A 15,082-nucleotide genomic window follows, 5' to 3' on the forward strand; every position below is an offset into this window, starting at 1 on the left:
CTACTTTCCTAAACAAAATTCTGCAAATATCTTATCTATTATATCCTCATCTAATGTATCTCCCGTTATTTCTCCTAGGCTGCTCCAAGCGTTTCTTATATCTATGGACGCTAAATCTATCGCCAGTGTATTTTCTAATGCATCTATTGCTTGAATACAATTTTCCTTTGCTTTAATTAATGCCTCTTTATGTCTTGTGCTAGTAATAAGTATATCCTTTGATTTTACCTCACCCTTGAAAAATAACTCTCTTATACATTCTTTTAGTATATCCAAACCTCGGCCTGTTTTTGCTGAAGTTTCTATTATATATTTCGAATTCAGATTACTAATGCTTCCTCTATTTATTTTACCATCTAAATCAGATTTATTTAATAAAATAATGTATTTTTTATCCTTTATATATTCTATAATTTCCTTATCCTCTTCATCTAGCTCTCTGCTTAAATCAAGCATCAATATAATTAAATCGGCTTCATTTATCTTTTCTTTAGATTTTTCAACGCCTATCTTTTCAACAACATCTTCAGTTTCTCTTATTCCTGCCGTATCTATAATCTTTACAGGTATTCCATCGATATTTATATATTCCTCAATTACATCTCTTGTAGTTCCTGGCACATCCGTAACTATAGCTCTCTTCTCCATTAATAGTGAATTTAAAAGAGATGACTTACCAACATTAGGTTTACCAACAATAACAGTATTAAGACCTTCTCTGATTATTTTTCCCTCATCTGCAGTACTTAATATTTCTTTTATTTTATTTAAAACAGATGTAAGATCATATGTTACTTTGTCTGCAGTCATTTCTTCTAAATCTTCTTCTGGATAGTCTACTGTAGCCTCAATATGCGCAATTATCTCTAATAGTTTCCCCCTAATATTATTTATCTCTCTAGAAACTCTACCACTAGATTGCTGAACTGCTGATTTCATAGAAAGTTCAGTTTTTGCTCTAATTATATCTATAACAGCCTCTGCTTGACTTAAATCAATTCTTCCATTTAAAAATGCTCTTTTTGTAAATTCACCTGGTTCAGCAAGCCTTGCTCCATTTTTTATTACTTCTTCTAATATTTTTTGAGTTGAAATTACACCACCATGGCAATTTATTTCAACAGTATCTTCTGCCGTAAAACTCCTTGGAGCTTTCATATAGCTTACTAAGACCTCGTCTAAAGTGTCCCCTGTTTCTTTTTCTATTATAAAACCATATCTCATAGTATATGGTTTTATATCTTCTAAACCTTTTTCTCTTTTTCCTTTAAATATGCCAGCCACAATATCTAATGCTTTAGATCCTGAGACTCTTATTATTGATATTCCTCCCTCTCCTAAAACAGTCGCAATGGCCGCTATTGTATCAAATTCTTTCATTATATCACTCCTCTTATTATATAACTGAAACTCCTTCTCCTTACGTCGAACGAGTAAGCGATTCACTCAAAATCAGCACTCTGTGTAAGTGACTATCACCAAATCATAGATTTGGGATATCTACTTAAGATTTTGGTTCTCTGCTTAAAGCAAAAAGAAAGCCATTAGGCTTTCTTTAAATCTACTACAACTCTTCTAAAAGGCTCTTCACCTTCACTATAAGTATTAACATAAAAGTCATTTTGAAGTGCAGAGTGAATTATTCTTCTTTCATATGGATTCATTGGTTCTAGTTTAACAGGTCGTCCTGTTCTCCTAACCTTCTCTGCTATTCTTCTTGCTAATCTTTTTAATGTTTCTTCTCTTTTTATTCTATAGTTCTCAGTATCTAAAATAACTCTTTTATATTCCATTTCATGACCTTTATTTACAACCAAGCTTATAAGATACTGAAGTGAATCTAAAGTTTCGCCTCTATACCCTATAAGTATTCCCATATCTGGTCCTGTTAAAGATACTTTTACAATATTATTTTCTTCTTTTACCCTTATTTCAGCTCTAACACCCATGCGATCTAAAACATCCCTAATAAATGTTTTAGCTTCATACATGTAATCTCTTTTTACTTTTACCCTTATTTTAGCAGGTCTTGTGCCTATTAAATTGAAGAAACCTTTATTTCCTGCATCTAAAACTTCTACTTCTATTTTATCTTCTGTAACCTTGAGTTCATTTAGAGCATTTTTCAAAGCTTCTTCAACAGTTCTTCCGGTCATTTCTATAACCTTCATACCATAGTCCCCCCTAAGCTTTACTAGTGCTTTTATTTATACCAAGTTTTTTCATAACTAATGTTTGTGTTATTTGAATTAAATTATTTACTACCCAATATAGTACTAACGCTGACTTTAAGCTCCAACTTATGAAAATCATGAATATAGACATACCTATGTTCATAGTTGCTGATTGCTTAGCTTGAGCACTATCTCCAGTAGGCATCATTAGTGATCCTGAATAGTATGTAGTTATACCTGAAAGAACAGCTAGAACAACATCTCTTTTAGCTAAGTCTTGTATCCATAAAAAGTGAACACCATTTATACCAGTTAAATTGTTAAATACATAATAAAGCGCAATAAAAATAGGCCACTGAATAAGCATTGGCAAACATCCACTAAGAGGATTTGCTCCTTTTTCTTTATAAAGCTTCATCATTTCTTGTTGTGCTCTCTGAGGGTCATTTTTATATTTTTCCTGTATTTTCTTGGTTTCTGGTTGTAATTCACTCATTGCTATAGAAGATTTAGTTTGTTTAATATTCAATGGTAACAATATTAATCTAATTATTAAAGTCATCAAAATTATAGCCAAACCATAAGAAATATTCTTATTAGGGATTGCCATAGTCACCCATTGATGAACCAATTCAAAAAACTGAACAAACGCACTGTTTAAGTACTGCAAATTGTAAACCTCCTGATAATTTATTTTACTGGATCATATCCACCTTCATTTAAAGGATTGCACCTTAATATTCTTTTTATAGCCATAAATCCACCTTTTAATACACCATATTTCTCTAGCGCATCTAATGCATACTGAGAACAAGTTGGATAAAATCTACAACATGGTTGCTTTAAAGGTGACAAATACTTTCTATAAATTTTAATAAAAAAGACTAAAAATTCTTTCATTTAATTGTAGAGACCTGCCTTTTTAAAAAGATTTTTAACAGCTTCATCTATTTCAATATAACTTTTGCCATTGGCAGCGTTCCTTGCTATAAATACAAAATCATATCCTACGTTTAACTTGCTACTATTTAATCTATAGCTTTCCTTAATTAATCGTTTAACTCTGCTTCGTATTACACTTTTACCTACTTTTTTGCTTACTGATACACCTAATCTATTTATATTTTTTCTATTCTTATATATGTATAATACTAATAAAGCATTTGAAAATGATTTTCCTCTTCTATATATAGCTCTAAACTCTACATTCTTTCTTATTTTATTGACTTTCATTCAATTAGCTCCTTTTTTTCTGCAGTTGCAGAAAAAGGCCACAAAAGCGGCCCTTATGCTGTTAATCTTTTTCTACCTTTTTGTCTTCTTCTCTTAAGAACATTTCTTCCTGATAGAGTACTCATTCTTTTTCTGAAACCATGCTCTTTTTTTCTTTGTTTCTTTTTTGGTTGATAAGTCATAAACATGTTCTTACACCCCCTTTTAGGCAAGTTATATTACCCTCTTAACTATATATTAAGCTCACGAGGATTATTTGCTACTATTCAACTTATAAGTATACTTCCTTAAAGTTTCACTATTAAATTATATATTCCTAATGTTCCGATGTCAACATAAATTCTTGAAGTACCAAATGCTTCAAAAACTGACTTGTTAATATTTTTTATTACTTTTTTGTGGATAACTTATTGAATAGGTTGTCAGCTTTTGATATTATTAATAGAGAGTTGTGTATAACTTTTGTGGAACGTTAGTTATCCACACCTGTGAATAAAATTGTGTATAACTTGTTTAATATTCTATAATATTATACTTACTTTTCATATTTTTGACTAATTTCTTAGCATTATTCAGTGTTGATAATGTTAATATTTATTTTTTGTACCTTTGTTGATAATTTTTTTTCAATTATATTATCAACAACTTTTATAACATGTGAATATTTTAATAAACATTTGTCAAGAAAATATAATAATGTTTATAATTATGTTTATTTAATGTGAATTTTATTTTTTATTCGAGACTGGAGGATATAGAATGAATGCCCATTTAAAAGAAACATGGGAAAAAACTCTAAACATAATTAAAGGAGAACTTACTGAAGTAAGTTTTAATACTTGGATTAAAAGCATAATCCCATTATCTATTGAAGAGGATGTACTTAAATTAAGTGTTCCAAATGATTTTACTAAAGGAATTCTTGACAGTAGATACAAAGAGCTCATTGTAAATGCTCTTAAGCTTATTACTTCAAAAAAATACAATGTAGAGTTTTTTATACTATCTGAAGAAGCAGTTGATTCTGAAGATCCCAAACCAAAAAAAATTAATGATAAACCTGCTATTACAGTAAATGATGAAATGTCGGCAATGCTTAACCCTAAATATACTTTTGATTCTTTTGTCATAGGAAATAGTAATAGATTTGCTCATGCAGCATCGCTAGCTGTAGCAGAAGCTCCAGCTAAAGCATACAATCCTTTATTTATCTATGGAGGAGTTGGACTTGGAAAAACTCACTTAATGCATGCCATAGGCCATTATATACTTAAAAATAATTCAAAGTCGAAAGTAGTTTACGTTTCTTCTGAAAAATTTACTAATGAACTTATAAACTCTATTAAAGATGATAAAAACGAAGACTTTAGAAACAAATATAGAAACATTGATGTTCTTTTAATAGATGATGTTCAATTTATTGCAGGAAAAGAGAGAACTCAAGAAGAGTTTTTCCATACCTTTAATGCATTACATGAAGCTAATAAACAAATTATTCTTTCAAGTGATAGGCCTCCAAAGGAAATACCTACACTTGAAGATAGACTTCGTTCTAGATTTGAATGGGGACTTATAGCAGATATACAGGCACCTGATTTTGAAACAAGAATGGCTATCCTTAAGAAAAAAGCAGATGTAGAGAACTTAAATATTCCAAATGAAGTTATGGTATATATAGCTACTAAGATTAAATCAAATATAAGAGAATTAGAAGGTGCGTTAATAAGAATTGTTGCATTTTCTTCATTAACAAATAAAGAAATAAGCGTAGATTTAGCTACTGAAGCCTTAAAAGATATTATATCAAGCAAACAATCTAAGCAGGTAACAATAGATTTAATTCAGGATGTAGTTTCAAATTACTTTAGTCTTAAGATAGAAGATTTAAAATCATCTAGACGAACTAGAAATGTAGCATTTCCACGACAAATAGCTATGTATCTTTCTAGAAAACTTACAGACATGTCCCTTCCAAAGATAGGGGAGGAATTTGGTGGTAGAGATCATACTACAGTAATACACGCATATGAAAAAATATCAAGTAATTTAAAATCTGATGAAGGACTTCAAAATGTTATTAATGACCTTACGAAAAAAATAGATCAAAAATAGGTTATTAACATCTGTTTATATTAAATGTAGGATACTATGTTGATAACTAAATATTATCATTTATACATTTAATAATGTGGATAAAGTTAATTATATTAGATTTACTTATCCACACTTATTTTTTCTCTATTTTTAAGTGTTTTCAACAGGTCTATGGGTTATCAACATACTCACAGCCCCTACTACTATTACTACTAGAAATTATTTAATTATCTACTCTATATATAGAAAAAATATATTGTGAATAAGGAGGGTTTTTAATGAGATTCACATGTGAAAAATCTATTCTACAAGAAGGTATATCCACAGCTCAAAAAGCTGTTACTGGTAAGTCAACTATGCCTGTTTTAAATGGCATATTAATTAAAGCTTTTAACAATGAAATAATTTTAACTGGTTCAGATATAGATCTAAGCATAGAAACTAGAGTAAAAGCTGAAATATTAGAAGAAGGAAGCCTAGTAATAGATGCTAAAATTTTTGGTGAAATAATAAGAAAACTTCCAAATGACGTAATACACATTAATACAATAGATAATAATTCTATTGAGATTTTATGCCAAAAATCTAGATTTACTCTTATTCATATGAATGCTGATGATTTTCCTGAGCTTCCTAATATAAACGAAAATATGATATTTTCTATACCTCAAAAGATACTAAAAAATATGATAAAGGGCACTATTTTTGCTACAGCACAAGACGATACTAGACCTATACTTACAGGTGTTTTATTTGAAATAAATAATAAAAATTTGAATCTTGTTGCTTTAGATGGTTATAGATTAGCATTAAGATCTGAGATTTTAGAAACAGATAATACTATAAATGCTGTAATTCCAGGTAAAACTTTAAATGAAGTATCTAAAATACTAGAAGAAGAGGATGAAAATGTTAATATAACATTTACACCTAATCATATATTATTTAGTTTAGGTGAAACTAAGATTATATCCAGGTTACTAGAAGGTGATTTCATAAAATATAATTCCATAATTCCAAGTGAATATAACTTAAAAGCCATTGCTAAGAGAGCGGATTTATTGAACTGTATTGAGAGAGCATCATTAATGGCTAAAGAAGGAAATACAAATCTTGTAAAGTTTAGTATTGAAGATGAAAATATGGTTATAACCTCTAATTCTCAATTGGGAATGGTAAGGGAAGAACTTAATATTATTTTGCAAGGAGAGCCTCTGCAAATTGCATTTAATTCAAAATATCTTATAGATGTGTTAAAAATAATGGATGAAGACGAAATTGTAATGGAATTTTCTAGTAGCGTAAGCCCTTGTTTAATGAAAAATAAAGAAGTGAATAATTGTACTTATTTAGTACTTCCTGTAAGATTATTAAATCATTAAAGAAATAGGAATGGAGATACTAAAAATGAAAGATATAAAAATAAATACTGAATTTATTAAACTTGACTCCTTTTTAAAGTGGGTTGGAGCTGTTTCTTTAGGATCTGAGGCTAAAATGGTTATACAAGATGGTATGGTTATTGTAAATGGTGAAATAGAAACAAGAAGAGGAAAAAAGATTATTAAAGGAGATATAATAGAATTTAATGGAGAAACTTACACAATAATATAATTTACAATTATTATTTAAATGAATTATAATTATAATTTATGAAAGTAATATAGTTAATTGTGTATTAACTATATTATGGTATAATTATACTAGGTGTTTTTATGTATGTTAAATATTTACAACTTATTAATTATAGGAATTATAAAGAGCTTAACATAGAATTAAGCAAAAGTGTCAATGTATTCATCGGAGATAATGCTCAAGGAAAAACAAATATTTTGGAAAGCATATACTATTGCAGTATTGGTAAATCCCCTAGAACAAGTAAAGACAAGGAGCTTATCAACTGGAATGGTGAAGAGGCCTATATAAAATTATATGTGGCTAAAGAAAGATTAGACAAAAAGATAGAAATAAAAATATTCAAAGAAGGGAAAAAGGGCATAAATGTAAACTCAATAAAGGTAAATAAGATATCTGAGTTAATAGGAGTTTTAAATGTTGTCATTTTCTCTCCAGAAGATTTGAAAATAGTCAAAGAATCTCCATCTTTTAGAAGAAAATTTTTAGATATTGAATTATGTAAATTAAGCAAAAAATACTATTTTAATTTAGTTCAATATAATAAGTCATTAAATGAACGAAATATAATTTTAAAGAAGTATAATGAAAAGCAAGAATATATGTTAGAAGTATACGATGAACAGCTTTCTAAATATGGAGGAGCAATAGTAAAGGCAAGAGATAAATATATAAAAAGCTTGAATGATAAGGGAAAATCAATACACAGTGATATAACATCAAAAGCTGAGAATATCGATTTTAATTATATAACATCTGTTAAAAATGTAGACAATGCAGAACATGAACTTCTAGATATGTTGAAGACTAATAGAATAAAAGATTTCGAAAAAAGAGCAACTTCAATAGGGCCACATAGAGATGATTTTAATATAAAAATAAATGGAATAGACGCAAAAGTTTTTGGTTCTCAGGGACAACAAAGAACTTCAGTTTTAACTATTAAATTTGCTTCTTTAGAGATAGTGAAAGAAGTTACAGGGGAATACCCTGTGCTTTTACTCGATGATGTACTATCTGAACTTGATGCAAATAGGCAAAAATTTATATTAAATTCAATTAATAATATACAGACATTTATAACTTGCACTGGTATTGGCGATATAGAAAAATACCTAAAAAATGAGGCTCAACTGTTTAAAGTTAAGAATGGTACTGTAGAGATAGTTTAAAATTTGAAAGGGGATTAGCTTATGTTTCTGCATTTAGGAGAAAATGTAGTAGTACCGATAAAAGATATAATTGGAATATTTGACATGGAAACTTCAATGTATAGTTCTGATACAATCCAATTTTTAAGAATGGCTGAGGAAGATGGTTTTGTTCAAAGGATAACTAAGGATAAACCAAAGTCATTTATAATAGCTGAAGTGGATAAAAAGAGTAAGGTTTATTTATCCCCTATATCTTCAGCAACTTTAACAAAAAGATCAGAACTTCTGTATTATGAGCCTTAAGATAGGAGGATAGATATGACAGAAGAAAAAAAACAAGTTTATGATGAAAGTCAGATACAAGTATTAGAGGGGTTAGAAGCAGTAAGAAAAAGACCAGGAATGTATATAGGCAGTACTAGCTCTAGAGGGCTTCATCATTTAGTATATGAAATAGTAGACAATAGTATAGATGAAGCACTAGCTGGATTCTGCCAAAATATAGATATAACTATACATGAGAATAATTCTATAACCGTTATTGATGATGGTAGGGGTATGCCTGTTGGTATACATCCTAAAATGCAAAAGCCAACAGTAGAAGTCATAATGACAGTACTTCATGCAGGTGGTAAATTTGGAGGCGGTGGATATAAAGTATCTGGTGGACTACATGGGGTTGGAGCATCAGTTGTAAATGCGCTTTCAGAGTTATGCGAAGTTGAAGTTAAAAGAGAAGGTCACATATGGAAACAAGTTTACAAAAGAGGTAAAGCTATAACTGGGCTAGAAATAGTAGGCGATAGTGATGAGCATGGAACAAAAACACATTTTCAGCCTGATAGCGACATATTTGATGAAATAGAATATGATTATGATACCCTAGCACAAAGACTTAGAGAACTTGCATTTTTAAATAAGGGTATAAAGATAACATTAAATGATGAGAGAAACGATAAAAAAGAAGTATTTCATTATGAAGGCGGTATTAAATCTTTTGTTACTTACTTAAATAGAAATAAAGAGACAGTTCATAAAGATCCAATATATATCGAAGGAAAGAAGGATGATTATTCAGTAGAAATAGCTATTCAATATAACGATAGCTATGCTGAAAATATTTTTTCATTTGCCAACAACATAGATACTATCGAAGGTGGAACACATCTGGCAGGTTTTAAATCAGCACTTACAAGAGTTTTTAATGATTATGCTAAGAAGTTTGGAATATTAAAAGAAAATGATAAAAATCTATCCGGTGAAGATATAAGGGAAGGCTTAACAGCTGTTATATCAGTAAAATTAACAGATCCTCAATTTGAAGGTCAGACTAAGACTAAGCTTGGTAACAGTGAAGTACGTGGCATAGTTGACAGTATAGTTGGAGAAAGAGTAAGTGTTTTTCTAGAAGAAAATCCACAGGTATCTAAAAATATACTTGATAAAGCATTAATGGCAGCGCGTGCTAGGGAAGCAGCTAGAAAAGCAAGAGAACTTACTCGTCGTAAGTCTGTTCTTGAGAGTACTTCCTTACCTGGAAAGCTTGCTGATTGTTCATCTAAAGACCCTTTAGAATGTGAAATTTATTTAGTAGAGGGTGATTCAGCTGGTGGTTCTGCAAAGCAAGGAAGAAATAGAAGATTTCAAGCCATATTACCTCTTCGTGGTAAAATAATGAATGTTGAAAAACAAAGACTGGATAAAATCTTAGGATACGAAGAAATAAGATCTATGATAACAGCCTTTGGAGCAGGAATCGGTAAAGATTTTGATGTAGAAAAAATAAGATATAATAGAATAATCATAATGACAGATGCAGATGTAGATGGTGCGCATATAAGAACGTTATTACTTACATTCTTCTACCGATACATGAAAGAACTCGTGGAGCAAGGACACGTATATGCAGCTCAGCCACCACTTTATAAAGTGACAAAAAATAAAAAAGATAGATATGCTTATAGTGATGAAGAGTTAGAAAAATTATTACAAGAGATGGGCGGAAAAGATAATAATACAAATATTCAGAGATATAAAGGTCTTGGAGAAATGGATGCTACACAGCTTTGGGATACCACTATGAACCCAGAAGAAAGAACACTATTACAGATAACAGTAGGTGATGCCATGGCTGCTGATGAGATCTTCACTATACTTATGGGTGATAAGGTAGAACCACGTAGAGAATTCATAACGGAAAATGCGAAGAAAGTTGAAAACTTAGACATATAGCAAAGAGGTGTAATTGATGTTTAATGAAGGAAAAGTTTTACCGAGAGACATAAGCTATGAAATGAAAAAGTGTTATATAGATTACGCTATGAGTGTTATTGTAGGTCGTGCATTACCGGACGTAAGGGACGGATTAAAGCCTGTACATAGAAGAATTCTATACTCTATGTACGAACTTGGATTAACTCCAGAGAAAGGTTATAGAAAATGTGCAAGAATTGTTGGAGACGTTTTAGGTAAATATCATCCTCATGGAGATACAGCTGTTTATGATGCGTTGGTTAGAATGGCACAAGATTTTTCTATAAGATATACACTAGTTAATGGTCATGGAAACTTTGGATCTGTTGATGGAGATAGTGCAGCTGCAATGAGATATACCGAGGCAAAAATGAGCAAAATAACTCTTGAAATGCTTAGGGAAATAAATAAAAACACAGTAGACTTTATTCCAAACTTCGATGGTGAGGAACAAGAGCCTTCTGTAGTACCGTCAAGATTTCCTAACTTGCTTGTCAATGGATCAGCAGGGATTGCAGTAGGAATGGCTACTAACATACCACCACATAACTTAACAGAAGTTATAAATGGTTTAGCTATGCTTATTGATAATCCTGATTCCTCTATTTTAGAGTTAATGACTGAAATTAAGGGACCAGACTTTCCTACGTCTGGAATTATACTTGGTACATCTGGAATTAGATCTGCGTATGAAACAGGTAGAGGAAAGGTTATTGTAAGGGCCAAAGCTGACATTGAAGAAGAAAAAGGAAGGCATAGAATTATTGTAACTGAACTACCTTATCAGGTTAACAAAGCAAGGCTTATAGAGAATATGGCAGATTTAGTTAAGGATAAGAAGATAGAAGGTATATCAGATATAAGAGATGAGTCAGATAGGGAAGGTATGAGAATCGTAATAGAGCTAAAAAGAGATGCTAATCCTAATATAGTATTAAATCAGCTCTATAAGCACACTAAAATGCAAGATACTTTTGGTATTATAATGATTGCTTTAGTAAATAATGAGCCACAAGTTTTAAATTTAAAGCAAATTCTTGTTCATTATTTAGATTTCCAAAAGGAAATAATAAGAAGAAGAACCATATTTGATTTAGATAAAGCACTTGCACGTGCGCACATCTTAGAAGGTTTAAAAATTGCACTTGATCATATAGATCAAGTAATAAATATTATAAGATCATCTAAGAATGCTGAAGAAGCAAGAAATGGCCTTATGAACGAGTTCAACCTCTCAGAAAAGCAATCTCAGGCTATACTTGATATGAGGTTACAAAGACTTACAGGTCTTGAAAGAGATAAAATTGAGCAAGAATATGACGAACTGATGAAGAATATCGCTTATTTGAAAGAAATATTAGAAAAAGAAGATTTAGTTTTAAGTATAATAAAAGAAGAGCTTACTGAGATAAAGAATAAATATGGCGATGAAAGAAGAACAGAAATACAAATAAATAACGATGAAATTAATATAGAAGATTTAATACAAGAGCAAGAAGTTGTAATAACCCTTACTCATGCAGGATATATCAAGAGGATATCAGCAGATACTTATTCTGCTCAAAAGAGAGGGGGAAAGGGAATACAGGCAATGGCTACAAAGGAAGATGACTTTGTAGAACATATGTTTATAACTTCTACTCATAATAATATCTTATTCTTTACGAATAGAGGAAGAGTTCACAAATTAAAGGGTTATGAAATACCTGATGCAGGAAGAACAGCAAAGGGAACTAATGTTATAAACTTAATACCTATAGAGAGTGATGAAAAAATACAGGCAGTTATAAGCTTTAAAGAGTTTGATGAAAATAATTATTTCATAATGGGAACTAAAGAAGGTTTAATCAAAAAACACAGATGAGCCAGTACTCATCTATTAGAAAAAATGGCCTAAATGCTATAAACCTAAAAGATGGTGATGAACTTATAGGTGTTAAGATGACTACAGGAGAAAGTGAAATTCTTGTATTTACCCAAAATGGTTACGCAATAAGATTTAAAGAAACAGATGTAAGGCCTATGGGAAGAACTGCTACAGGGGTAAGAGCTATAACTTTAAGAGATAGTGATATAGCCGTAGCTATGGATATTGTAGCTGAGGATCAAGATGTTTTAGTTATAAGTGAAAATGGATTTGGAAAAAGAACTCCTGTTTCTGAATATACTGCCCATAGAAGAGGTGGTAAAGGAATTATAACCTATAAGGTTAATGACAAAACAGGTTCAATAGTCGGAGCAAGAGTAGTAAAAGATGAAGATGAAATGATGCTTATCAACAGTAGTAATGTAGCTATAAGGATTAATGTATCTGGAATATCTACTACTAGTAGAAATACTAGTGGAGTTACATTAATGAGAACTGAAGAAGAACAAAAGGTAGTTGCGATTGCTAAAATAAATTATAGTGATGAAATTGAAAATATTGAAGATGCGGAAAACGTTGAAGAGTAAAATGCTATAATAAAGCAGAGGTTAGATTATATAATCTAACCTCTTTTTTAAATAATGTTAACAAACTGTACCACGTGTATCAGTATAAAAAATAATGAGAAAAACCTATTTATCATGAAGGGAATTGAAGGTAAATTATATTATATGGTTAGTAGTTGCGTACAACATAATATAATTTTGATAAAATACTTCTTGTCGTCAATTGATGCGACAAAAATTTAGCTTTGATGATTAAAAAATAATATTGACAAAGCTGAATTGCAATGATAAACTATAAAAGTTCAATAAATTTGTCACAAAAGTTTAATGAAAAATAACTTAAAAAAATTGTTGACAAAGTTAAGAAGATGTGATAAACTACAATAGTCGCTGAGAGAGAGCGACATGATCCTTGAAAATTAAACAGAGGTTAAAAATCAAGATGATTTTTATTAAGTAAACTAAACCAGCAATTCTTTTGAACTACTTGTTAGTAGTCAAAAACAACAGTAATGAGCATTCAAACTTTTAAATTGAGAGTTTGATCCTGGCTCAGGACGAACGCTGGCGGCGTGCCTAACACATGCAAGTCGAGCGATGAAACCCTTCGGGGTGGATTAGCGGCGGACGGGTGAGTAACACGTGGGTAACCTGCCTCAAAGAGGGGGATAGCCTCCCGAAAGGGAGATTAATACCGCATAACATTAGTTTTTCGCATGGAGAACTAATTAAAGGAGTAATCCGCTTTGAGATGGACCCGCGGCGCATTAGCTAGTTGGTGAGGTAAAGGCTCACCAAGGCGACGATGCGTAGCCGACCTGAGAGGGTGATCGGCCACATTGGAACTGAGACACGGTCCAGACTCCTACGGGAGGCAGCAGTGGGGAATATTGCACAATGGGCGAAAGCCTGATGCAGCAACGCCGCGTGAGTGATGAAGGCCTTCGGGTTGTAAAGCTCTGTCTTTTGGGACGATAATGACGGTACCAAAGGAGGAAGCCACGGCTAACTACGTGCCAGCAGCCGCGGTAATACGTAGGTGGCGAGCGTTGTCCGGATTTACTGGGCGTAAAGGATGCGTAGGCGGATTTTTAAGTGAGATGTGAAATACCCGGGCTTAACTTGGGTGCTGCATTTCAAACTGGAAGTCTAGAGTGCGGGAGAGGAGAGTGGAATTCCTAGTGTAGCGGTGAAATGCGTAGAGATTAGGAAGAACACCAGTGGCGAAGGCGACTCTCTGGACCGTAACTGACGCTGAGGCATGAAAGCGTGGGTAGCAAACAGGATTAGATACCCTGGTAGTCCACGCCGTAAACGATGAGTACTAGGTGTAGGAGGTATCGACCCCTTCTGTGCCGCAGTTAACACAATAAGTACTCCGCCTGGGAAGTACGATCGCAAGATTAAAACTCAAAGGAATTGACGGGGGCCCGCACAAGCAGCGGAGCATGTGGTTTAATTCGAAGCAACGCGAAGAACCTTACCTAGACTTGACATCTCCTGAATTACTCGTAATGGAGGAAGCCCTTCGGGGCAGGAAGACAGGTGGTGCATGGTTGTCGTCAGCTCGTGTCGTGAGATGTTAGGTTAAGTCCTGCAACGAGCGCAACCCTTATCATTAGTTGCTACCATTAAGTTGAGCACTCTAGTGAGACTGCCCGGGTTAACCGGGAGGAAGGTGGGGATGACGTCAAATCATCATGCCCCTTATGTCTAGGGCTACACACGTGCTACAATGGGTAATACAAAGAGAAGCAATACAGTGATGTGGAGCAAAACTATAAAATTACCCTCAGTTCGGATTGTAGGCTGAAACTCGCCTACATGAAGCTGGAGTTGCTAGTAATCGCGAATCAGCATGTCGCGGTGAATACGTTCCCGGGCCTTGTACACACCGCCCGTCACACCATGAGAGCTGGCAACACCCGAAGTCCGTAGTCTAACCGTAAGGAAGACGCGGCCGAAGGTGGGGTTAGTGATTGGGGTGAAGTCGTAACAAGGTAGCCGTAGGAGAACCTGCGGCTGGATCACCTCCTTTCTAAGGAGTCGACAAGATAGGTAATTCTATCTTGAAGGTTTGAGTTTACACTCTGTTTAATCTTGAGG

The 15,082-nt window shown here is 32.6% G+C and carries 12 protein-coding genes, 1 rRNA gene and 1 pseudogene; 8 read left to right on the forward strand and 6 right to left on the reverse strand.

Annotated elements, in window-relative coordinates; translation table 11 throughout:
• From mnmE to rpmH, 6 genes are all read right to left on the reverse strand, one after another.
• Complete coding sequence (gene mnmE / locus RCG18_RS07160) at window positions 1-1,380, reverse strand: tRNA uridine-5-carboxymethylaminomethyl(34) synthesis GTPase MnmE (protein ID WP_308040656.1); 1,380 nt, start codon at window positions 1,378-1,380, stop codon at window positions 1-3.
• A gap of 164 nt (window positions 1,381-1,544) precedes the next feature.
• Window positions 1,545-2,171: an RNA-binding cell elongation regulator Jag/EloR gene (gene jag / locus RCG18_RS07165; RefSeq protein ID WP_308040657.1), complete on the reverse strand. Its 627-nt coding sequence runs from the start codon at window positions 2,169-2,171 to the stop codon at window positions 1,545-1,547.
• 13 nt (window positions 2,172-2,184) lie between these two features.
• Window positions 2,185-2,844 (reverse strand): membrane protein insertase YidC, encoded by a 660-nt coding sequence (gene yidC, locus RCG18_RS07170; RefSeq protein ID WP_308040658.1) that lies wholly within the window; start codon window positions 2,842-2,844, stop codon window positions 2,185-2,187.
• Window positions 2,845-2,864: 20 nt separating this feature from the next.
• Window positions 2,865-3,074: a membrane protein insertion efficiency factor YidD gene (yidD, locus tag RCG18_RS07175; RefSeq protein WP_211142324.1), complete on the reverse strand. Its 210-nt coding sequence runs from the start codon at window positions 3,072-3,074 to the stop codon at window positions 2,865-2,867.
• Window positions 3,075-3,407, reverse strand: coding sequence for a ribonuclease P protein component (gene rnpA / locus RCG18_RS07180; protein ID WP_308040659.1), 333 nt, complete (start codon window positions 3,405-3,407; stop codon window positions 3,075-3,077).
• 53 nt (window positions 3,408-3,460) lie between these two features.
• Complete coding sequence (rpmH, locus tag RCG18_RS07185) at window positions 3,461-3,595, reverse strand: 50S ribosomal protein L34 (RefSeq protein WP_178906164.1); 135 nt, start codon at window positions 3,593-3,595, stop codon at window positions 3,461-3,463.
• A 571-nt stretch (window positions 3,596-4,166) separates the two neighbouring features.
• On the opposite strand from rpmH, the gene dnaA reads away from it, so the two are divergent.
• From dnaA to RCG18_RS07225, 8 genes and pseudogenes are all read left to right on the forward strand, one after another.
• Entirely contained in the window at window positions 4,167-5,519 is a 1,353-nt protein-coding gene (gene dnaA / locus RCG18_RS07190) for a chromosomal replication initiator protein DnaA (RefSeq protein WP_308040660.1), read from the forward strand.
• A gap of 260 nt (window positions 5,520-5,779) precedes the next feature.
• Window positions 5,780-6,883 carry a DNA polymerase III subunit beta gene (dnaN, locus tag RCG18_RS07195; protein WP_308040661.1) on the forward strand — a complete coding sequence of 368 codons (1,104 nt, stop codon included), beginning with the start codon at window positions 5,780-5,782 and terminating at the stop codon, window positions 6,881-6,883.
• 25 nt (window positions 6,884-6,908) lie between these two features.
• On the forward strand, window positions 6,909-7,115 hold the full coding sequence (yaaA, locus tag RCG18_RS07200; protein WP_308040662.1) for a S4 domain-containing protein YaaA: 207 nt from the start codon (window positions 6,909-6,911) through the stop codon (window positions 7,113-7,115).
• A gap of 101 nt (window positions 7,116-7,216) precedes the next feature.
• Complete coding sequence (recF, locus tag RCG18_RS07205) at window positions 7,217-8,308, forward strand: DNA replication/repair protein RecF (RefSeq protein ID WP_308040663.1); 1,092 nt, start codon at window positions 7,217-7,219, stop codon at window positions 8,306-8,308.
• A gap of 21 nt (window positions 8,309-8,329) precedes the next feature.
• On the forward strand, window positions 8,330-8,593 hold the full coding sequence (gene remB, locus RCG18_RS07210; RefSeq protein WP_178906159.1) for an extracellular matrix regulator RemB: 264 nt from the start codon (window positions 8,330-8,332) through the stop codon (window positions 8,591-8,593).
• Window positions 8,594-8,608: 15 nt separating this feature from the next.
• The gene (gyrB, locus tag RCG18_RS07215) at window positions 8,609-10,522 is read left to right on the forward strand and encodes a DNA topoisomerase (ATP-hydrolyzing) subunit B (RefSeq protein WP_308040664.1); all 1,914 of its coding nucleotides are present in this window, start codon (window positions 8,609-8,611) and stop codon (window positions 10,520-10,522) included.
• Between the two features lie 16 nt (window positions 10,523-10,538).
• Window positions 10,539-12,997 (forward strand): annotated as a pseudogene (gene gyrA, locus RCG18_RS07220) (DNA gyrase subunit A).
• A gap of 508 nt (window positions 12,998-13,505) precedes the next feature.
• Window positions 13,506-15,014, forward strand: a 16S ribosomal RNA gene (locus RCG18_RS07225).
• Window positions 15,015-15,082 lie beyond the last annotated feature (68 nt).

Source organism: Clostridium sp. OS1-26 (assembly GCF_030915445.1).
Classification (GTDB): domain Bacteria; phylum Bacillota; class Clostridia; order Clostridiales; family Clostridiaceae; genus Clostridium_AM.